General features: G+C 57.8%; 24 protein-coding genes. 14 read left to right on the forward strand and 10 right to left on the reverse strand.

What is annotated here, in order from left to right; genetic code table 11:
* Positions 1–21: 21 nt before the first annotated feature.
* Both ectB and ectA read right to left on the reverse strand, forming a co-directional pair.
* A complete protein-coding gene (gene ectB, locus CMN55_RS06335; protein ID WP_366931982.1) occupies positions 22–1,302 on the reverse strand; it encodes a diaminobutyrate--2-oxoglutarate transaminase in 1,281 nt (426 codons plus the stop codon).
* A gap of 116 nt (positions 1,303–1,418) precedes the next feature.
* Positions 1,419–1,961, reverse strand: coding sequence for a diaminobutyrate acetyltransferase (gene ectA / locus CMN55_RS06340; RefSeq protein WP_293948705.1), 543 nt, complete (start codon positions 1,959–1,961; stop codon positions 1,419–1,421).
* Positions 1,962–2,200: 239 nt separating this feature from the next.
* Between ectA and CMN55_RS06345 the strand changes: the two genes are divergently transcribed.
* Both CMN55_RS06345 and CMN55_RS06350 read left to right on the forward strand, forming a co-directional pair.
* Positions 2,201–2,743, forward strand: a complete 543-nt coding sequence (locus CMN55_RS06345; RefSeq protein ID WP_293948706.1) for a MarR family winged helix-turn-helix transcriptional regulator — start codon at positions 2,201–2,203, stop codon at positions 2,741–2,743.
* A gap of 371 nt (positions 2,744–3,114) precedes the next feature.
* Positions 3,115–4,209, forward strand: coding sequence for a TRAP transporter substrate-binding protein (locus CMN55_RS06350; RefSeq protein ID WP_293948707.1), 1,095 nt, complete (start codon positions 3,115–3,117; stop codon positions 4,207–4,209).
* Positions 4,210–4,298: 89 nt separating this feature from the next.
* On the opposite strand, the gene CMN55_RS06355 is transcribed toward CMN55_RS06350, so the two are convergent.
* Positions 4,299–5,690, reverse strand: a complete 1,392-nt coding sequence (locus tag CMN55_RS06355) for a TRAP transporter large permease (RefSeq protein WP_293948708.1) — start codon at positions 5,688–5,690, stop codon at positions 4,299–4,301.
* A complete protein-coding gene (locus CMN55_RS06360) occupies positions 5,690–6,262 on the reverse strand; it encodes a TRAP transporter small permease subunit (RefSeq protein ID WP_293948709.1) in 573 nt (190 codons plus the stop codon). The genes CMN55_RS06355 and CMN55_RS06360 overlap by 1 nt, the downstream gene beginning before the upstream one ends.
* A 339-nt stretch (positions 6,263–6,601) precedes the next feature.
* Here CMN55_RS06360 and CMN55_RS06365 point away from each other — a divergent pair, with 339 nt between their 5' ends.
* The 7 genes from CMN55_RS06365 (at position 6,602) to CMN55_RS06395 (ending at position 10,008) form a co-directional block, all read left to right on the forward strand.
* Positions 6,602–7,225, forward strand: coding sequence for a TetR/AcrR family transcriptional regulator (locus CMN55_RS06365; RefSeq protein ID WP_293948710.1), 624 nt, complete (start codon positions 6,602–6,604; stop codon positions 7,223–7,225).
* 23 nt (positions 7,226–7,248) lie between these two features.
* Positions 7,249–7,692, forward strand: coding sequence for a YybH family protein (locus tag CMN55_RS06370; protein WP_293948711.1), 444 nt, complete (start codon positions 7,249–7,251; stop codon positions 7,690–7,692).
* 64 nt (positions 7,693–7,756) lie between these two features.
* Positions 7,757–8,179: a VOC family protein gene (locus CMN55_RS06375; RefSeq protein ID WP_293948712.1), complete on the forward strand. Its 423-nt coding sequence runs from the start codon at positions 7,757–7,759 to the stop codon at positions 8,177–8,179.
* Positions 8,180–8,191: 12 nt separating this feature from the next.
* On the forward strand, positions 8,192–8,674 hold the full coding sequence (locus CMN55_RS06380) for a VOC family protein (RefSeq protein ID WP_293948713.1): 483 nt from the start codon (positions 8,192–8,194) through the stop codon (positions 8,672–8,674).
* Positions 8,675–8,686: 12 nt separating this feature from the next.
* The gene (locus CMN55_RS06385; RefSeq protein WP_293948714.1) at positions 8,687–9,076 is read left to right on the forward strand and encodes a DUF1428 domain-containing protein; all 390 of its coding nucleotides are present in this window, start codon (positions 8,687–8,689) and stop codon (positions 9,074–9,076) included.
* Between the two features lie 16 nt (positions 9,077–9,092).
* Positions 9,093–9,536, forward strand: coding sequence for an SRPBCC family protein (locus tag CMN55_RS06390; protein ID WP_293948715.1), 444 nt, complete (start codon positions 9,093–9,095; stop codon positions 9,534–9,536).
* Positions 9,537–9,579: 43 nt separating this feature from the next.
* Entirely contained in the window at positions 9,580–10,008 is a 429-nt protein-coding gene (locus CMN55_RS06395; RefSeq protein WP_293948716.1) for an SRPBCC family protein, read from the forward strand.
* Between the two features lie 81 nt (positions 10,009–10,089).
* On the opposite strand, the gene CMN55_RS06400 is transcribed toward CMN55_RS06395, so the two are convergent.
* Positions 10,090–10,572, reverse strand: a complete 483-nt coding sequence (locus tag CMN55_RS06400) for an RNA polymerase sigma factor (protein ID WP_293948717.1) — start codon at positions 10,570–10,572, stop codon at positions 10,090–10,092.
* Between the two features lie 553 nt (positions 10,573–11,125).
* Between CMN55_RS06400 and CMN55_RS06405 the strand changes: the two genes are divergently transcribed.
* From CMN55_RS06405 to CMN55_RS06415, 3 genes are all read left to right on the forward strand, one after another.
* The gene (locus CMN55_RS06405; protein WP_293948718.1) at positions 11,126–11,413 is read left to right on the forward strand and encodes an ElaB/YgaM/YqjD family protein; all 288 of its coding nucleotides are present in this window, start codon (positions 11,126–11,128) and stop codon (positions 11,411–11,413) included.
* A 3-nt stretch (positions 11,414–11,416) separates the two neighbouring features.
* Entirely contained in the window at positions 11,417–11,848 is a 432-nt protein-coding gene (locus CMN55_RS06410; RefSeq protein WP_293948719.1) for a hypothetical protein, read from the forward strand.
* A gap of 63 nt (positions 11,849–11,911) precedes the next feature.
* The gene (locus CMN55_RS06415) at positions 11,912–12,061 is read left to right on the forward strand and encodes an entericidin A/B family lipoprotein (protein WP_293948720.1); all 150 of its coding nucleotides are present in this window, start codon (positions 11,912–11,914) and stop codon (positions 12,059–12,061) included.
* A 221-nt stretch (positions 12,062–12,282) separates the two neighbouring features.
* On the opposite strand, the gene CMN55_RS06420 is transcribed toward CMN55_RS06415, so the two are convergent.
* Positions 12,283–13,050: a FadR/GntR family transcriptional regulator gene (locus CMN55_RS06420; protein ID WP_293948721.1), complete on the reverse strand. Its 768-nt coding sequence runs from the start codon at positions 13,048–13,050 to the stop codon at positions 12,283–12,285.
* 488 nt (positions 13,051–13,538) lie between these two features.
* Between CMN55_RS06420 and CMN55_RS06425 the strand changes: the two genes are divergently transcribed.
* Complete coding sequence (locus CMN55_RS06425; RefSeq protein ID WP_293948722.1) at positions 13,539–14,276, forward strand: enoyl-CoA hydratase-related protein; 738 nt, start codon at positions 13,539–13,541, stop codon at positions 14,274–14,276.
* Positions 14,277–14,327: 51 nt separating this feature from the next.
* Complete coding sequence (locus CMN55_RS06430) at positions 14,328–15,542, forward strand: CaiB/BaiF CoA transferase family protein (protein WP_293948723.1); 1,215 nt, start codon at positions 14,328–14,330, stop codon at positions 15,540–15,542.
* Positions 15,543–15,638: 96 nt separating this feature from the next.
* Here CMN55_RS06430 and CMN55_RS06435 read toward each other — a convergent pair whose 3' ends face one another.
* The 4 genes from CMN55_RS06435 to CMN55_RS06450 are packed head-to-tail and all read right to left on the reverse strand — an operon-like array spanning position 15,639 to position 20,849.
* A complete protein-coding gene (locus tag CMN55_RS06435; protein WP_293948724.1) occupies positions 15,639–17,963 on the reverse strand; it encodes an acyl-CoA dehydrogenase family protein in 2,325 nt (774 codons plus the stop codon).
* Complete coding sequence (locus CMN55_RS06440) at positions 17,963–19,264, reverse strand: TRAP transporter large permease (RefSeq protein WP_293948725.1); 1,302 nt, start codon at positions 19,262–19,264, stop codon at positions 17,963–17,965. The genes CMN55_RS06435 and CMN55_RS06440 overlap by 1 nt, the downstream gene beginning before the upstream one ends.
* Positions 19,261–19,815 (reverse strand): TRAP transporter small permease, encoded by a 555-nt coding sequence (locus CMN55_RS06445; protein ID WP_293948726.1) that lies wholly within the window; start codon positions 19,813–19,815, stop codon positions 19,261–19,263. The genes CMN55_RS06440 and CMN55_RS06445 overlap by 4 nt, the downstream gene beginning before the upstream one ends.
* Entirely contained in the window at positions 19,812–20,849 is a 1,038-nt protein-coding gene (locus tag CMN55_RS06450) for a TRAP transporter substrate-binding protein (RefSeq protein ID WP_293948727.1), read from the reverse strand. Before CMN55_RS06450 ends, CMN55_RS06445 begins: the two co-directional genes overlap by 4 nt.
* Positions 20,850–20,872: the final 23 nt, after the last annotated feature.

Raw genomic sequence — 20,872 nt, forward strand, 5'->3', positions numbered from 1 at the left:
TGTCTGTTATCGTGCGGCTGTCTATTCGGCGGCGATCAGATCCGAATTTCCTGCGTTAATTGCGGCGGCAAACGCTTGTTTGAGGATGTCCAGCCCGCGGGACAACTCCTCATCCGTAATGGTGAGGGAGGCAAGGCATTTGACAACTTCGCCATGTGCGCCGGACGTCTCGATGACAAGGCCGCGCTTGAAGGATTCTTCGACAATACGCCCCGCAAGATCGCCGGAGTCAACGACAATCCCGCGCATCATGCCGCGGCCGCGCAGCTCGACAACCTGTTCGGGGTAGTTTTTCTGGATTGCCTCAAAGCCTTTCCGCAGCTTGTCGCCCTTATCCTTGACGCCCTCTGCAAAGCGGTCATCTTTCCAGAATTTTTCAATGGCGACCGTGGCGGTCACGAACGCATGATTATTGCCGCGAAACGTGCCGTTATGTTCGCCCGGCTCCCAGATATCCAGCGCGCGGTTGATGAGCGTGACGGCAAAGGGCAGGCCAAAGCCGGAAAGCGATTTCGACAGGGTGACCATATCCGGTTTGATGCCGGCCGGTTCGAAGCTGAAGAAGGTACCTGTCCGTCCGCAGCCCGCCTGAATATCATCGACGATCAGCAGGACATCATGCTTGCGGCATGTTTTTTCCAGATTTTGCAGCCATTCCATGCGGGCCGCGGTCAGTCCGCCTTCGCCCTGCACACATTCGACAATAACAGCCGCCGGAAGATCGACACCGCTGGACGGATCGCCCAGCACGCGATCGAGATATTCCGTGCTGTCCATATCCTGGCCGAGATAGCCGTCATAGGGCATGATGCTGCTGCCCGGCATATCCACGCCCGCGGCGCCGCGATGGTGTTCATTGCCCGTGGTCGCGAGGGCGCCGAGCGTCACCCCGTGGAAGCCGTTGGTGAAGCTGATGATATTGCTGCGCCCGGTTTTTTTACGGGCCAGCTTCAGCGCCGCCTCAACGGCATTTGCGCCGGTCGGGCCGGTAAATTGCAACACATAATCCATGTTGCGGGGTTCAAGGATATGTGTCTCGAAGGCGTTCAGGAAGGCTGCCTTCGCCCGGGTGTGCATATCAAGGCCATGGGTGATACCGCCAGAGCCGAGATATGCAACCAGCGCATCCCGCATGTCCGGGTCATTATGGCCATAGTTCAGGCTGCCTGCCCCGGCGAGGAAGTCGATATACTCTTTTCCGTCCTCGTCCGTGAGGGTGGCGCCCTGCGCCTTGTCAAATACGACAGGGAAGGACCTTGCGTAGCTTTGAACCTGTGATTCACGTCTTTCAAAAATAGAGATAACAACCTCACTTTGTTGTTGGGTTAAAAAAGCAGCCGTTTCATAAGCCATGACAGCGGGGTCCGCTTTTCGGATGATGTCCGCTTCAGGGGCTGAATGTTTGAGGGGCGCTGGCCTTATGCCGCGCTGCTGAGGGCTGACATGATATCCGCCCGCTTGAAGGGGCCGATATTCCACAGCATTTCCGTGTCCTGCTGGCCGTCGAAATGCTCCTCTCCGTCGAACAGGACATCGCGATTTACCTGCGCGCCCATTTCCTGGGCTATGGAGTTGAAGACGCCGTGGGATGCCTTGTTATCCGGCGTAATTGTCGTCTTGATATATTTAACTTTTTTTGCGGAGGAACGGTGCAGGATGTCAAAGATCATCCGCTTGCCAAGCGAAAGGCCCCTGGCATCGGGCGAGACGGCAACCTGCCAGATGAACAGGCTTTCCTCGTCTTCCGGGATCCTGTAGCCGGATACGAATCCCGCTACGTCGCCATTGATTTCCGCGAGGGAGCAGGTTTCGCTGAAATGGGAGCACTGCAACAGGTTACAATAGACCGAATTCTCATCAAGAGGCTTGCACCGCTCGATAAGGTCATTGATCGCCGTTCCGTCTTCCGGAGTCGGCCGGCGCAGAGTAACTTTCAAATCACTGTCTTTCATTGCACTCATTTTACTGCATTTCCCTTGTTATTAAATATATCAATTACCGATATAATATTCTTGCGTATGACGTAGCGAGAATGGCGGCGCATGTCAACCAAGTCGCCAAAATTTAATAATTTATTTTTATCATATGGTGTGAAATTTACGTTTTTGTCCGATTTTACAACCATAGGATAATAAAAATACATTGATATTTGATTTAAATTTCTCTATTTGACGCATTAATGAAGGATGATTCAGCAGTTTTGAGCTATGTATCTTTTGCGGACAGTGCCAAAGGCAAGCACGGGATATCGGATATGGAGCAACTCAATGAAGCGCTTGTCGCCATTCGCAAGATTTTGCGGGCGACGGAACTGCATGGAAAAGCCTTGCGGATTGCGACGGGTCTGAAGACATCGCAATTGATTGTTTTGCAGGCTCTTGATGAGTCGCCCGAATTGACGGTTGGTGAAATTACGGCGCAGGTGCATATGGCCCAAGCCACGGTGACGATGATCGTGAGCCGTCTCGAAAAGATGGGGTATGTGTGCCGGACAAAGGGGACGAGTGATAAACGTAAAGTCTTCGTCAGCCTGACCAATGTCGGCAGGGAGGCGCTGGCCCAGGCGCCGGAAGCCCTGCATCAGCGATTTGCTGAAAAATTCGACCCCCTGGCGGTCTGGGAGAAAACAATGCTGATTGCGTCTCTTCAACGGGTTGCGGCAATGCTGGATGCCTCGGACATTGACGCCGCGCCTCTGCTGCAGCTGGGAGATGCGCATGTCCATGAGCCGGACGGCAGATAGGCGCAGAGAGGCTGTATACCGGCCGACAGATGTTTCGGGGGGTGCGCGATAATCAACTCGTCCATGCGCGGTCATAACGCCGATGGCGGTTTTTATCTCAAGCCCGTTTCCCGTAAAATCATGTTAAAACACGCCGGAGAGGGGGAATATTGTGCGTCCGCGATCCCCTGCCGAAGGCGGGGCCGAGGGAATCTATGATGCGGGCATGGCTGCTCTCATGTCGTCCCACCCTCTATTGAAATCATTCGCTTCGCATAGCTTTTGGGCTGGTAATTTCCAAAGATATTTGTAGAGTTTTATCAGATGGCGAAGCTCGACCTCGTGATCGGGTTGAGCAAGCAAAATCATATAACTAGAAAAGGGAGACAATAATGGATCGACGCTCATTCATTACCAAGGCCGGGGTTCTCGGCGTTGGTGCCGCCACAGCCAGCTTTGCGACACCGGCGATCGCCCAGGGTAATATCACCTGGCGCATGGTAACCACCTGGCCCAAGAATTTCCCGGGCCTGGGGGTTGGGGCACAGCGTCTTGCCGACCGTATCACCGCCGCGTCAGGCGGACGGTTGACCATACAGGTCTATTCCGCGGGCGAGCTTGTTCCGCCGTTGCAGTCGCTTGATGCGGTGATTGACGGTACCGCCGAGATGAGCCATGGCGCGGCCTATTACTGGCAGAACAAGTCACCGGCGCTGTCGTTCTTTACCGGTGTTCCGTTTGGCATGACCTCGCGCGAATTGACCGCCTGGGTCCGCTATATGGGCGGCCAGGAAATCTGGGATGAAATCTATGACCAGTTCGGCGTTCAGGGCTTTCTGTCCGGGGATACCGGCACTCAGGCGGGGGGCTGGTTCAAGAACGAGCTGACCGGCGTCGATTCCGTCAAGGGCCTGCGCTTCCGCACGCCGGGCCTCGGCGGCCGGGTTTGGGAGAAGCTGGGCGTCACCGTCACCAATATGGCGGCCGGGGAGATTTTCCAGGCGCTGCAATCGGGCACGCTGGATGCCGCGGAATTTGTCGGGCCTTACAACGATCTGGCGCTTGGCTTCTATCAGGTGGCCAAGAATTATTACTTCCCCAGCTTTGTCGAGCCGGGCCTTGCGACCGAACTGGTGGTCGACAAGAAGAAGTATCTTGATCTGCCTGCTGATCTTCAGGCGCTGATCAGGGATGTGGCCCAGGCCGAATATGATCAGGTCGCCTCGGACTTCTACGCCAATGACCCGCGTGCCCTGAAAACGCTGGTCGATGACCATGGCGTCAAAGTGCATCAATTCCCCGAGGATATTCTCAAGGCCGGGGCGGAGGCTGCCAAGGAAGTGATAAACGGGCTGCGTGATTCCAGTGATCCGCTGGTCAAGAAGACCACCGACAGCTTTATTGAGTCATTGAACATCCTGCGGACCCGGTCCGAAGGCACCGATGGCGCCTTCGTTCAGGCGCGTGAGAAGTATTTTAACATCTAAGCTCCGGCTTGGTGATAATGCGGAAAAGGCCCGGTCATTGACCGGGCCTTTCTTGTTAGGACGCGCCGTTAATTCCTCTCCGGTCCGCGCTATCCCGCGACCACCTGCGGCAGCCAGGTGACGATTTCGGGAAAGATAAAGAGGGTCGCTATCGCCAGGATTTGCAGCGCCACAAAGGGTAAAATGCCCTTGTAGATTGCCGAGGTCGGCAAATCCGGCGGGGCCACGCCGCGCAGATAGAACAGGGCAAACCCGAACGGCGGCGTCAGGAAGGATGTTTGCAGGTTCACGCCGACAATCACGCCCAGCCAGATCGGATCAATATCCAGCGCCAGAAGGATCGGCGCGGTGATCGGGATGACAATGAAGATGATTTCGAAAGTGTCCAGGATGAAGCCAAGGACAAACATGATTGTCATTACGACCGCCACCGCCGCCAGCGGACCGCCGGGCAGGTTGCTGAGAAATTCATGGACGAGATTATCGCCGCCCATCAGGCGGAACACGACCGAGAACACGGACGCGCCGAGCAGGATGATGAACACCATGCTGGTGATGGTGGCGGTGGCGACGGCGGTCTCATACAGCACCTTCAGCGATAGCCGCCATCTGAGGGCTGCAAGAACCATTGCGCCGACAGCGCCTACAGACGCCGCCTCAGTCGGAGTGGCAATCCCGCCAAGGATGGAGCCCAGAACCACCAGGATGAGCACGAGAGGCGGCACCAGCGCAACCAAGACCTCCCGCAGAAGGCTGCCCTTTTCTTCGGGCGGAACCGCCACCGCCGGGCATGACTCGGGATCGGAAAAAGCCTTGAAAATCATGAAGGCGAGATAGAGCCCGACCAGCAGGAGCCCGGGCAGAAGCGCTCCGGCGAACAGATCGCCGACCGAGACGGGGACGGGCGCGAAATTGCCCTTGGTCATCTGCACCTGGGCATTGATGCCCGACAGCATGTCGCCCATGAAGATCAGAACTGTTGACGGCGGCACGATCTGCCCCAGCGTGCCGCTCGCGCAAATGACGCCGGTCGCCAGTTTCGGGTTGTATCCCGCCCGCAACATGGCCGGGAGCGAGATCAACCCCATGGTGACGACGGTCGCGCCCACAACCCCGGTCGAGGCGGCGAGCAGAGCCCCCACAATGATGACGGAAATGCCCAGGCCGCTGCGCAGGCTGCCAAACAGCTTGCCCATGGTCATCAGCAGCTGTTCGGCAATATTGGATCGCTCCAGCATCACCCCCATGAAGATGAACAGCGGCACCGCCACCAGCACCTCGTTGGTCATGAAACCGATATAGCGGTTTGGCAGGGCGCCGAAATTCGAAAGATCAAAAACGCCAAAGCTCAACCCGACCAGCCCGAACATCAGCGAGACCCCGGCCAGCGTGAACGCGACCGGAAAGCCCATCAGCAGGAAACCGATGATGCCAAAGAACATCAGGCCGGAAAGCACTTCTCCGATTAAAACTGCATCCATCAGCTTTTCACCCCGACAGCCGCCCCGGTTTGTGGGGGATATTGCATTCGCGGCGGCACAAGGTCAGAGCGCCCGCCAAGAACCAGCACCGACCGCAGGGCCATTGCCACCCCCTGCAGCGCCAGAATGGCGACAAAGCCGATGATGAAGGTCTTGAGAATGAAAAGCCCTGGCATGCCCCCGACATTCGCCGATGCCTCGTGATAGGACCATGCGCGCTGGACGAATGGCAGGGAATAGATGAAAACCACCGCTGTAAAAGGCAGCAGAAATGCAAGAACCCCGATCAGATCGACCAGAGCCTTGCGGCGGTCGCTGGCCGGGCGATAATAGATATCGACACGCACATGATCGTCCCGCAGCAGGGCGAAACCGGCAACCGCCGTAAACATCGCGCCATTCAGCCAGATATAGAGATCCTGCATCCACACATAGCTGATGGCAAAGACGTAGCGCTGCACCACCACAGTAAAGCAGACGACGACAATTGCGAGCGATAGCCAGGAAAACACCCGTCCAATCCAAAGATTGATCAGGCTGATGATATCAACAAGGAATGCGACCAGCCGCATTGCGCCTACCCTCCCCAGAGTTTTTCAAAGACTTTCATACAGAACGCGTGACATTGCAACCTTTTGCAACAACATTGCGTGACCGGAATTGCTGCTGGCCCTTTGCTATCGCTGGAAATAATTCCGGTCAATAGGTGGATTGATGGGCAAGAAGGGCTCCATCCGATCTGCCGCCCTCCGGATTGGACATGACGCCTGTAATTATTGCTGAATGCCCGTTTCGTCTGCCCGCCGCCAAGTCCGCAACGTCAATGTGACAATGCCGTACTCGTAAATTGTCGCGCTTGACAACATACCCACTAGTCGGTATATATAAACCTACTAGTGGGTATGGAGCCAATGACGGATATTTCTCATCCATCTAAGACGAAGCTGCTGGAGGCGGCGCTGCAGGTGATCCGCGCCAAGGGGTATTCGGCGACGCGGATTGAGGATATCTGCGCGGCAGCAGGGGTAACCAAGGGCAGTTTCTTCCATCATTTCAAAAGCAAGGAAGATCTGGCGCTGGGGGCGGCGAATTACTGGTCCGCGATGACCAGCGAGCTGTTCGCCGCCGCGCCCTATCACGATCATGCCGATCCGCTTGATCGCGTGCTTGCCTATGTGGACTTTCGCAAGTCGTTACTGGAGGGTGAGGTCGAGGAATTCACCTGCCTTGTCGGGACCATGGTGCAGGAGACATTCGCGACCGATCCGGCGATCCGCGACGCCTGCGAGGCGAGTATCTCGGGACATGCCGCAACATTGGAGGATGATATCGCGGCGGCGATGGCGCTCTATGGAATTGCGGCGGACTGGACGGCGAAAAGCCTCGCGCTGCATACCCAGGCGGTGCTGCAGGGCGCCTTTATTCTCGCCAAGGCGAAGGGTGGGGCCGCCGTTGCCGCCGACAGCGTTGATCACCTGCATCGCTATATCACTCTCCTGTTTGCGCGGCCCGCTGCTTCGCAAGCCACGCATTGACCCGTTTTTCGGAAGGAAAATCCATGACCAGTGCATCGGAAATGACGACGGATCGGGACGACATCCTGGCGCTCTGTGCGCGTCTCGGCCAGGCTCACATGGAAAAGGACGCGGATGCCATCGCCGCCTGCTATGCGGAGGAGGCGGTCATCTATGACATGGCGCCGCCTCTCGGCCGACGCGGAATAAATCGGGATACCGTCGCCGCATGGCTTGCGACCTGGCGCGGGCCGATCACCATCGATTCGACGGATATCGACCTGCATATTGCCGATGACGTTGCTTATACCTCCGCCCTGAACCGGATGACCGGGCAGAAACGGGACGGGGAGGCAGTTGATCTCTGGTTTCGCACGACGATGATCTTTGCCCGCTCAAACGGGCGCTGGCGCATTGTGCATGATCATTCCTCCGTGCCGTTTCATATGGACGGAAGCTTGCGGGCCGCCGTGGATCTGCATCCCTAGACAGCAAGGACGAACGGCCACAATTTTTCACAAACAAATTTCAATACCAAGGGAGACATCACAAATGGAACCGACGATCTATCTGTTTTTTAAAGGCAATTGTCTTGAGGCAATGACGCATTATGCCGAAGTTCTGGGCGGCGAGATCGGCGGTGTGTTTCGTAACGGCGACGTCCCCGACCCGGAAAGCCGCATGCCCGGCGGCGACGATATGGTCATGAATATGGCCATAACGCTTGGCAGCGCCACCGTGATGGCCTCCGACAATAGCGAAGATATGTATGATAAGCCGCAAGGTTTTCGTATTTCCATCGCGCCGACATCACGCGCCGAGTTTGACCGCATCCATGCCGCCCTTGCCAAGGAGGCGCAATCGATCGAGATGGCGCCGGAGGAGACCTTCTGGGCGGAGCGGTTCGCCATGTTCACGGACCGGTATGGCACGCCCTGGATGCTGAATTTCACAGGCGCCAAGGCGCCAGACTAAGGGAGAAATCACATGACGGAACTTGCTACATGCCTGTGGTTTGACCATGGCGAAGCGCGCAAGGCGGCTGAATTTTATGCGGCGACCTTTCCCGATAGCCAGCTGGGCCGGGTGAATGCGGCGCCCGGCGATTTTCCGGGCGGCCAGGCAGGGGTTGAACTGACCGTCGAATTCACCGTGCTGGGGCGGCCGTTTATCGGGCTGAATGGCGGTCCGGTTTTCACGCCAAACGAGTCGGTCAGCTTCATGATTATCACCGAAAATCAGGAAGAGACGGACCGTTATTGGGAGGCAATCATCACCAACGGTGGCAGGCCGAGTGACTGCGGCTGGTGCAAGGACCGATGGGGCTATTCCTGGCAGATCACGCCGCGACGGCTTCTTGAACTGACGACCAGCGCCGACCGGCAGGAGGCCAAGCGCGCCTTCGATGCGATGATGACGATGCAGAAGATAGATATTGCCGCGCTCGATGCGGCGGTCCGGAAAAACTGAAGGAGGAATGAGATGAGTTACATCGACGGATTTGTTATCGCTGTACCGACCGCGAATAAAGAGAAGTTCATCGCCCATGCCGAGACGGGCGACAGCGTTTTCATTGACCTGGGCGCAACGCGCATCATGGAATGCTGGGGCGATGATGTCCCGGACGGCAAGGTCACGGATTTTCGCAAGGCCGTGCAGGCCAAGGACGATGAGACGGTCGTCTTTTCCTGGGTCGAATGGCCCGATAAGGCAACCCGCGATGCGGCCATGAAGACGATGACCGAGTGGATGGAAAATCCGGAAAAGGCCGACCCGCGCATGAACCCCGAAACCAATCCGATGCCGTTTGATGGCATGCGGCTGATCTATGGGGGCTTCGCCCCATTGGTCGAAGTTCGTTCGAAAGCGTAAAAGAAGGAGAAATAACATGCCCAAGAAAGTCACCCTGCACCGCGTCTTGACCGCCAAGCCGGAGAAGGTCTATCGCGCCTTCCTTGAGCCCGACGCCGTGGCAAGCTGGCTGCCGCCCTTCGGCTTCATCTGCACGGTACATGAGCTTGAAGGGGTCGAAGGCGGCAGGCACCGTATGTCTTTTCGCAATTTTACGACGGGGGACAGCCATTCCTTCGGCGGCACCTATCTGAAACTCGTCCCCGGCGAGACGCTCGTCTATACGGACAGGTTTGACGATCCGAACCTGCCGGGCGAGATGACGGTGACCGTAACTCTGAAGGCGGTGTCGGTCGGCACGGAGATGACGGTGGTTCAGGAAGGAATACCCGATGTGATCCCGGAGGAGGCCTGTTATCTCGGCTGGCAGGAATCGCTCCGTAAACTCGCGAAGCTGGTAGAGCCGGACATTACCCAATAGCTTGCCCATCTGCTGACTTCTATGGGAAATGAGGGAGACTGACATGCCCAGCCCGCAAATAACAATTGACGTTACAATTGCCGCGCCTGCCCGCGAGACGTGGAAAGCCTATACAACAGCCGCTGACATCACGCAGTGGAACTTTGCCTCTGACGACTGGTGTTGCCCCAGCGCCGAGGTTGATCTGAAAACGGGCGGCCTCTATAAGGCGCGGATGGAGGCCAAAGACGGCAGTTTCGGCTTTGACTTCGAAGCGGTCTATGAGGAAGTGGATCAGGACAGGGCGATTACTCTCGCCATGCTCGATGGTCGCAAGGCGCGCACAACGTTCGAGCCCGTCGGCGGCGGCACCCGGGTGACGACCGTCTTCGATGCCGAGGATCAAAATTCGATCGACATGCAGCGGAGCGGCTGGCAGGCAATCCTGGACAACTTCAAAAAATATGTCGAGGCGCAAAGCCGCGCCGCATGACAGAGGGGGCATGACACAGGGGGGCAGGGCCTTGCCCCCTCCCCTCATGCCGGATGACACCACAGGTCGCCGCGCCCGATTTTAGGCAGTCGGCCCGACCAGCTCCTGTAAATGTTCGCGGGCCCGGGAAAGCCGGGAACGGACAGTGCCAACGGCAATGCCCAGGCAGTCGGCCACTTCCTGATAGCTCATCCCCTGGATACAGATCATGATCAGGACTTCCTGATGGGTGGGGGAGAGCTTGCGCATCGCCTCATTGACGGCATTCAATTCGATCTGCCGTTCCTGGGACGCATTGATCGATCCATGTTCAAGGCAGCATTCCGGATCAAATTTGGTCTCATATTTGATCTTGCGGCGATAGTCGGACGCGAACTGATTATACATGATCTTCGATGTCCATTTGAAAAGGTCGGTGCTTTCCTGAAACAGATGCTTTTTTTCAATCGCCCTTAAAAGAGTGTATTGAAGCAAATCATCCGCTTCATGCGGGTTCCGCGTCAGGCGTCGCGCAAAATTCCTCAAGCCGGGCATCTCTGTTGTCAGTTCTTGATTGTTGAACATTTGCTGTCTTCCTTATTGCTGTTAATGCGCGGAACCTGCAATGTGAACCACCCTGGCGTGCCGGTGACGGGCTGGTCTGAATTCTGCGGCTATAGCCGGACGAACGTCCGGTAGGTTATGCCGTTTCTGCTGGCTTCGGCTGGCGGGAGTTGCCGATGGACCCTGGCGGGGTTCCGTGATCCGGCGGTATAAACATGCTTTCGCAACCGATGGCGGCGAAAAGAAGAGAAAACCGGAAAAAGCCATATGCCTTGAAATAGGCGTGGATGATTATTTGGCTAATCATTTTTTTACTTTATCAAATATAGGCGCGCATCATGGCGTTCTTATGGCACGCCGGGGAAGTGGCACGCTCGCCGCCCTCCGTTTAATAGGGGAGAGCCGGATTATGCGGGGTGACATTCCGTTGTTTCTTCCGGACAGCGGGTATCGGACAGTGCCTGTAAATGACGGGCCGCCCGGATATTTTTTCTCATCGCGTGATTATTTTGGAACTTTTGTCTGTTCCGTTCGTTAGTGGGGGATACGCAAGATCAACATGGAGTTTACTTTAATGAACAAATCAACCGAATCCTATCCTGAAATCAATGAATTGAAGGAAGATCTGGCCTCGCTTAAGAAGCATGTGTCCGAATTGACGGCCGCTCTCAAAAAAGACGGCTATGAGGAAGCGGACAGGCTCGGCGCGAAGGCCAGGGAAAAGCTGGACGAGTTGAAAGGCCGCGGCCATGAGGGCCTCCACCACATCGAGGATCATGTGCGGCAGAAGCCGGGACAGAGCATTGCGATTGCCTTTGCCGTCGGGTTCCTTGCGAGCCTGCTGCTGCGAAACAGGGGGTAATCCGTGAATTCTTTCACGCAGATTGTGCAGCAGATCATCACGAACAGTCTGCTGCCGCGAAAGTCCGATATTCTGCAACGGGGGATGATCGGAGTGTCGGCCATGGCGTTGATCGCCGTGCTGTCATTCATCACGATCCTGTTTCTCGCGCTGGCATTTTATAGCTGGATGGGCGTCTATATGGCGCCACCGCTGGCGGCGTTGGCGACCGCAGGCGCCGCCTTGCTGATAAGTCTTGTGGTGGCCCTGATCACCTATGTTGCGTTGCGGCGAAAACCGCAAGCGCCGCCCCAGTCGGATGAGCTTTCGCAAATCATGACGGCGGCGTCGGTGGCGGCTGAAGAATTCGGCAAATCAATGGAAAGCAACCCGAAGACGACGTTGCTGCTGGCCGGAATAGCCGGCTTTGCCGCCGCTAAATACCTACAGAAATAGACGGGTTCCTGCCTGGACGCCTGCGTCCGGGATGGATGCCCTTACTCAATGATGGAGAGATTAATGCTTTTAATTCAGAAACAGTTCCGATTTCTTGTCCTCGCGATCTTTGCCGTTTCCGCGCTGTCGCTGACCGCTTGCGAAACAATGGAAGGCGCAGGCAAGGATATCGAAAAGGCGGGCGAGGCAATCCAGGACGAGGCCGATGACTAGGCTTTGGTTGCCAAAACCTTTATCCCGGGGCAGTTTGTTCTGCCCTGGGTATAATTGAGCAGGGAAAGCCTTCTAAATCAGGTGGTGCGCCGCCTCATCGGGCGTTCTGCTGTTTGCCGCCGCCGCAGATGATTGCCGGGCAGGCTTCGGCGGGTATGATGAATGCAGGTATGATGGGATTGAGGGCCCGGGGGATATGCCTCGGCGCACAGAGGGCGCGTTTACTGGTCTTCCATGATATCGACGACCAGCTTGCTTGAAAAGCGGTTGAAAAACCGTTCGCCCGCCTTGTCCATATGGTGCCGCCAGTGCTTCTCGGCGCCCTCCGCATCCCCTTGTGCAATCAGATCCGCCAGCTTTTCCTGCGATAGCAGGTTTTTCTGCTGCCGTTGCTTGCTGGGAACATCCGCAATTGACTTTCCATATGCCATCCTGTGGTGCCGCGCGACGATCCCGGCGAGGGTATAGGCGACAATGGCCAGCGTCTGGTTGCCGCATTCTTCAACCAGGATGGTATGAAATTCGGCGTTGTGATCGGGGATATGGTCCGCCACCGCCAGCGCAACGCGCCCTTTCTCGATATGTTTGTAGAGAACGGCAGAGGCCTCCGCCGGTCGCCGCTGGGCGGCAAGGCTTGCGGCCATGGGCTCCAGCATTTTACGGGCGTCATAGATATCGCCAAGGGTGACCTTGTATCCCTGAAGGGAGAGCCCCATGGCGCGGGTGGCGAAGGACAGGGATCTGTCGTTGATGCTCGCGCCGCCGTGGGAGCCGCGGGAGACGCTGATCAGCTCCTCAAATTCAAGAATGCGAAGCGCCTCGCGGATCGTCGGCCGGGATACCTCGAACTGCTCGATCAGCTGCGCTTCTGTCGGGAGATTATGGCCGGGGGGGAATTCGCCGGTGATGATCTGACGCCGGATCGTCGCCGCAACAATTTCTGCTATTTTTGGAATTCTAACTTTCCGAGATATTGTCTTGTTTAGCATTTTCTCGCCCAACTCATTCTTCCTTCCTGGAATCCGCAGAACTCTTGCCGTCGACTGGGTTGTCTGAGCTCCCGGAAATGTTTAGCAACTACTTTCACGCATTACCAGTTTTCTGTTTGATCGTGACATCTTAAAGCTGTTCTTCCATCTGTTGCGGTCGGCGGGGATCACCGGACGGACATGCCGCAGGTCGCCAGATGCAAGGCGTGGCGGCCGGACTTTTCAAGGCTGTGTTCATGGCCGCATAATAGGCTTGATCCTTCCCGTCAAAAGATATAACTTATATACATGATTAAAGATAGGTAGCGCAATATAAAGCGCCTGCCGCTCAAGAATGAATAGCGATAATCCGTCGTGTGCTAACCCGTTGTCTTTCTTCTTCGCCGTGACTTTGAACGAGGGATACCGGGGAATTTTATGTGGCCCAATTAATAAAAACCGCAGTCAAGGGCGGTTTTGGGCTTTGGTTAAGTGGAGTTTGTTGCCTGATGATTAATGTTGACTATATCGACACGGTTGCCGTGGTGACCCTGTCACGCGCCCCTGTCAATGCCATGAACCGGCAATTCATGGAGCAGGTGACGACAACATTCGAAATGCTGGGCGACAATCCTGACGCGAAATGCATTCTGCTGAAATCGGATATGCGATGTTTTTGCGCCGGGGCCGATGTCAAACAAAGAGGCACCTCTGTCTCCGGGGAATATGGCGCGCGCGCCGGGCATAATCGTGTGGCGCGGGCAATGTTCAATGCAATTGCCGATTGCCCGAAGCCGGTCATCGCCGCCGTGCATGGGGCGGCGCTGGGCAGCGGCCTTGCTATTGTTGCCTGCTGCGACATCATCGTCGCGGCGGAAAGCGCCTTCTTCGGGCTTCCGGAAGTGACGATCGGCCTCTTGGGCGGGGCGCGGCATGCAATGCGGATTTTACCGCACTCACTGCTGCGGGAGGTCGCCTTTACCGGCGCGACCGTTCCGGCGGCATATCTGCATCAAATCGGCGTCATCCGGCATTATTGCCCCGATGACAAGCTGGCGGCGGAGAGTATGGAGCTGGCCAGGGCGATTGTCGCGAATTCGGGCGTTGCGCTTTGCAAGGCGAAAACATCTCTCAACACCATTGAGAATATGAGCGTGGCCGATGGCTACCGGTTTGAACAGAAAATGACCAATGACCTGATGGATACCGATGCCGGAAAGGCGGCCTTCAGGACCACCGGTCTCTAGGCCGATCACGGCAGACAAATAAAAACACTAAAAAGCTGGAGATGAGGATCAATGCGGCCTCTTGAGGGAATAAGAATTCTGGATTTATCCCGCGTTTTCGCCGGGCCCTGGGCGACGCAGATGCTGGGCGACCTCGGGGCCGAGGTGATCAAGGTTGAACGGCCGGGCGGCGTCGGTGACGAGATGCGGGCCTATGGCCCTCCCTTTTTGCGGGACAGGGAGGGAAAGGATACCAATGAATCCCCGCAATATCTTGCCGCGAACCGGAACAAGAAGTCCATCACGATCGATTTCTCCAATCCCAAAGGCCGGGATATCATTCTCGATCTTGCCAAGGGCTCCGATGTTCTGGTCGAAAACTACAAGGTTGGCGATCTGGCCCGCTTCGAGCTTGATTACGACTCTGTATCGGCGCTCTGCCCGAACCTGATCTATCTGTCGCTGAGCGGGTTCGGGCAGACGGGGCCGCGGGCGACCTCTCCGGCGCTTGACGGGCTGATGCAGGCGTTCAGCGGCATCATGAGCGTGACGGGCGAGCCGGACGGCATGCCGCAGCGTGTCGGCACCATCGTCAATGATTTCAGCGCGGGCATGTATGCCGTCGTTGGCATTCTGGCGGCGCTGCGTCACCGCGATACGCATGGCGGCGGCGGGCAGTTTATTGATCTCTCCCTGATGGAGGCGTCCATCGCCCTGGTCTCTCCCATGACAATGGTGCATCTGGCCACCGACAGCCTGCCGGAGCGGACGGGGAATGTGTCCTATGGCTCGGCCCCGGCGCAGACGTTTGAATGCGCGGATGGCTATATGAGCGTGCAGGCGGGCAGCGATGATCAGTTCCGGCGCCTCTGCGGTGCGCTGGATGTGGAAGAACTGCTGCAAAATCCGCTGTTGAAAACGCGGCCCTTGCGATTTACCCACCGGGATAAATTCATCCCGATGCTGGAGAAGATTTTTCTGGAAAAACCGGCGGCGCACTGGATTGATATCCTGAACCGGGCCGGGGTCATGAATTCGAAGGTGAATAATGTCCGTGAGGCGCTGGAGGATGAGCAGGTCCGGCACAGGGGCACGGTGCTGGAGGTGGATCATCCGCTGTCCGGCTCCCTGAAAATCATCCGCAACCCGCTCAGATTTTCCGAAACGCCCCTCGATGACTATACCGCGCCGCCCTATTCCGGGCAGCATACGAGAGAAGTGCTTCGCGATATTCTTTCCCTGAAGGAGGAAGAGATCGACGAACTGATCGCCTCGGGCGCCGTGTAACCGCTCTCCGCCTCTCTCGGGGGGCGACCGGCTCCGCCTCTCTTTCCATAAAAAAATCGGCAGGGCTGGTGCCCTGCCGACAGTTCCTGCGGATGTCTACTCTTCGCGTTCCGCCGTTTTGACAAGCCGCATGAGATGATGATCCGTATCGCCGAACAGCTTGTCAATCGCGGTCAGGCGCTTGAGATAATGGCCGATATAGAATTCATCGGTGATGGCGATGGCGCCGTGCAGTTGAACGGCCTGCTCGCCGACCATCCGCCCGGCGTCGCCAATATAGGCTTTGGCCAGGCTGAGGGCATGATCGCTTTCCTCATCGCGCCCCTGATCCAGAGTCTCCGCCGCCCAGCGGCCGAGCGCGCGGGCTTCTTCGGCGGCAATAAACATATCAACCAGCCGATGCTGCAACACCTGAAGGGCGGCCAATGGCTTGCCGAATTGTACGCGCGTATTCAGATGCTCTTTCGTGAGCGTGACCGCCGCCTCCATTGCGCCGATGGCCTCGCCAATGGCGGCGAGGGTTGCCTGGCGCAGCACTTTGGCCATGTCCTGATCACTCTTTCCGGGGCCCGAACCCAGCAGCTCGGCCACCGCGCCGTCCAGATGAATGTCGGCGGCCGCGCGGCCGTCAATGGTCGGGTAGGCGGTCAGGGTGACGCCTTTTGCCTGTGCATCAACCGCAAAGACGGCGGTTTCCCCCGCCGTGTCGTCGCATGTTGCGGTAACCAGCAGTGTTTCGGCCGTCGCCGCGCCGAGGACAATGGATTTATGGCCGCTGAGGCGCCATTTGCCGTCCTTCCGGCGGGCGCGCGTTGTCACGGGGCCGGGGTCATATCCTGATTGCGGTTCTGCATAGGCAAAGGCCAGTTTGCGACGGCCCTCGAACAGGGGGGGCAGCAGGCGTTCTTTCTGATCTTCGGTTGCGGTGGCGGCGACAATGCCGCCGCCCAGCACCACCGATCCAAGATAGGGTTCATTGACAAGGCTGGCGCCAAAAGCCTCCGACAGCAACAGCAGATCGAGGGCGGTTCCATCAAGCCCGCCGTCCGCTTCGGCGAACGGCAGCGCCAGCCAGCCCATCTCGGCGAAGTCTGACCAGATCTTTTCGCGGTATCCGTCGCCGGATTGCATGGCTTTCCGGCGGTCGGTGAAGCCATACTCCTCCCGCAGGAAGCGACGGCTTGTTTCCTGAAGCATTTTCTGCTCTTCGGAGAGGCCCTGAACATCGGCGGAGAAGTCAGACGATAACAGCGACTTGGCGATGATGTTGCGCTGAACCTCATTCGTCCCCGCCGAGATGGATGCCTTGCGCCAGAAGAAATAGAAGGGCGTCGGGGTGGCGCAATAGTCCGGCCCTACGGGGTCCGACGGCCAGCCACTTGACAGCACGTCCCGATGATAGGGCAGGGCATAGGGGCCCAGCGCATCGCTCGTCTCACGGCTGATATCCTGCTGCAATTCGGTGCCGCGGATTTTCAGCAGGGAGGATTCCGGCCGCAGCGCCAGCGCGGGATCGTTGATCACCCGCATGACGCAGAGTTCCAGCGCCTTCACCCGGACAGCAAAGCGGGCAACGGTCATGGCGAAGGGAAGATGCGAGAGGAGCGGCGCGCCGTAACGTGTTTCACGCGCGGCGATATGACGGAGGCGATGCAGCAGCATCTTGGACCGTCCGACATCGGCATTCAGGACCCGTTCATGCCCGATGGTCGATTTCAGAAGCGTCCAGCCTTCGCCTTCCTCCCCGACCCGTTGCGTCACGGGGACGCGGACATCTTCGAAAAACACCTGATTGAGAACATGCAGACCGTCGAGGGAGGGCAGGGGCCGCACCGTAATCCCCGGACTTTTCATATCGACCAGCAGGACGGTAATGCCCTTCTGCCGCGGCCCGTCACTGGAGGTGCGGACCAGCAGTTCGCACCAGTCGGCCCATTGCGCATGGGTGGTCCAGATTTTACTGCCAGTGACAATATAATCATCGCCATCCCGCACGGCCTTGCATCGCAAGGCTGCCAGATCGGATCCGGCCTCGGGCTCGGAAAAGCCCTGGCACCAGACTTCCTCCCCCTTCAAGATCGGCGGCAGATAGCGCGCCTTTTGTTCCTCGGAGGCATAGGCGATCAGCAGCGGCGCGACGGTAATCAGCCCCATGGGAATGAGCTGGGGCGCATGGCCCCGCGCGCATTCTTCCTCAAAAACATACTTCTGCGCCTCCGACCAGCCGGGCCCGCCATATGCCTCCGGCCAGCCCGGCGCGGCCCAGCCTCTGGCGTAGAGGCATTTGTGCCAGTCCAGCAGCTCGTTTTTATTGAGCTCATAGCCGCCCTTGACCTTTGCGGCTATGTCAGAGGGCAGATTTTCCGCGAGAAACTGCCGCACCTCTTGGCGGAACTCATCAATGTCTTGCGTTTCTGTCATCATAGCAGCAGCGAGGGTAAATAGAGCGAAAGCTGCGGGAAGATAATGAGCATGGCAATCACAAAGACTTCCGCAATCAGGAACGGCACGATGCCGACAATGCAGTCCTGCATGCGCGCGCCCTTTGTGGAGCCGACGGTGACAAACAGGTTCAGCCCCATCGGCGGCGTCACCAGTCCGATTTCAATCGTCTTGGTCAGGATGATGCCGAACCAGATCGGATCGTAACCGAGGTCCATGATCAGCGGGAAGGTCAGCGGCAGCGTCAGGATAATGATTGCCAGCTGATCAATGAAGCACCCCAGCAGCACATAGATGGCGATCAGGATGACGAAGATCATCCACGGTTCCATCGACAGGGAGGCGACCGAGGCGACGAGCGTCTGCGGGGCCTGCGTCATGGCGAGGAAGACCCCGAAGATCGTGGCGCCGATGACAATGCCGAAGATCATCGCCGTTGTGCGGACGGTCGCCTTCATCGAGTTGACGAAGCCATCCCATTTCATGCCGCCATGGGTGAGGCTGATGATCAGGGCGCCTAACGCGCCGACGGCCCCGGCCTCCGTGGCGGCGATGGCCCCGGAATAGATTCCCGTCGCGACGAAGATGATCAGCAACAGGGCGGACCAGATGGGAAAGACGGCGCGCCAGCGCTCTTTCCAGTTTACGCTCTCGCTCGGCGGAGCAATATTGGGGCGCAGCCGGACCCAGACGGCGATGGTCACCATATAGGCGACGCCGGTCATGATGCCGGGGATAACGCCCGCCAGGAACAGCTTGCCGATGGAGACTTCCGTCAGGATGCCATACATGATCAGCGCCAGGCTCGGCGGGATCATGATCGACAGCGTGCCCGCGATGGCGACGGTGGCGAGGGACAGGCGGTCGTCATAGCCGTGACGCTGCATTTCCGGCACGGATATGCGCGCCATCGCCGCAGAGGCTGCCGTGCTGGATCCCGACAGGGCGGCAAATCCGACATTTGCCAATACCGCCGCCTGGGCCAGCCCGCCGCGCATATGACCCATCCAGCGCTGGGCAAACTCGAACAGGTAATGAACGATCCGCCCGTGCGACAGAAATTCGGCCATCAGGATGAACATGGGCACGGTGCTGAGCAGATATTCCGAACCCGTCCGGTAGGGCGCCGTTTTCAGCACGCCGAACAGGGCGTCCCATCCGGCGATCTGCCAGATGCCGACGGCGCCCGCAACAGCGGTGGCAAAGGCGATGGGCATGCCCGCGAAAATCAGGATCAGCAGCACGATGCCGACGATGATGCAAAGGGTGGTGGCAATCATTCCGGTCGTGCCTCCTGCGGCTCAATATATTCCCTGCCGAGCAGACAGAGCGTTAGCTGGACGGCCAGGCGAAGACAGAAATAGCCAAGCCCCAGGACAACGACGACCCAGGACGGGCCGAGCGGCAGGGGAACCGTCCCCCCCTCCATCCGGCCGGCCATCAGATGGTCCACCGCCAGATAGCCTGCCGAGACGGCGGCGACGCCAAACACCGCGAGAGCGGACCCCATGAAGATCACGTCCAGCCACCTTTTTGCTTTGTCAGGTAAAAGTTCGAAAATCAGGAGGATTCGCACATGCCCGCCAACCCGCTGCAGCAGCCCGAATCCGAGAAAGACGATTGTCGGCATCAGATAGAGCTCGACAATTTCATAGACGCCCTCGATCGGCGAATTGAAGATATAGCGCCCTGTTACGTCGACCGAAATCAACAGCATCAGCACAAAAAGCGCGAGGCAGGACAGAAAGCTGAACCCCTTGTCCAGCCCGCGCAAAACCGAAAGAACAGCCCCCGTGCCCGGGTGCTGTTCCTCCTGTGATCCGTTTGTCATTTTCCGCTTACCAGCTTGGACCATTCGTCATACAGCGTATCGGCCGGCAGGCCATCCGCCTTGTTCTTCTTGATCCACTCATCGCGCACGGCGTTGGTGGCTTCCTGCCATGCGGTGTAGTCCGCCCCGGTCATTTCAACGGGCTTGATCTTGTCCTTGTATTTTTCCACATTGGCGGCGGCGTCATCGTCTGAAAACTGCGCCGTTTTTATGGACGCTTCGCGCGCGGTTTCCTGAAGGATTTTCTGCAAATCCGGCTCCAGCGAATCCCAGACCGATTTGTTGATCGTATAGACAATCGGGTAGGAGCCGAGATTGGCGTTGGTCGTCGAATAACCGATCACCTCATCCAGCTTGTAAATCGGCACGCTATAGAAGGAGAACAGTGCGCCATCAACCGTCTTGCGTTGCAGGGCGGTGTATGTTTCCGGGGCCGAGATGGAGACCGGCACGGCGCCAAGGGCCTTTACCGTGTCGCCCTGAACCCCGCCGGCGCTGCGAATCTTGAGGCCGGCCATATCGCTTTTGCCGACAACTTCCTTCTGCACCGTCATGATTTCATATTGCGGCGTCAGAATGGCCATCAGCGGCACAATGCCGAGGTCCGACAGCTCAACGTCATAGAGGGTGCCCTGCAGCAGGTTGAGATAGGCTTCGGTGAGCTGCACCGCGCCGCCGGACAGGCCGGGCAGGGCCGGGACGGCGGACAGGGCCAGTCGGCTCGCTTCACGCAAGGGGGGAGTATAGGCGATATCGACCGTGCCGCTCAGCAGCAGATCAAGGCTGTCCTTCGCGCCGACGATCTGTCCGCCCGGAAAATACTGGATTTTCAGGCGGCCGTCAGAGCGGGCCTCCACCGTTTCGGTCCATTCTTTCATGGTTTTTGCGAGCGAGCTTGCCGCCGGCAGCGTATCCCCCATACGCAGGGTGCGCGTTTCCGCCGCCGTGGCAACGGATGCCGACGCGGAAAAGAGACCGATTGCCATCGTGGCAAGGGCCATGTTTCTCACATTTCTGAAGCTGATACTCTTCATCCGATCCTCCCGTAGGTTGGTTT

The sequence above is a fragment of the Sneathiella sp. genome (assembly GCF_002694385.1).
Taxonomy (GTDB): domain Bacteria; phylum Pseudomonadota; class Alphaproteobacteria; order Sneathiellales; family Sneathiellaceae; genus Sneathiella.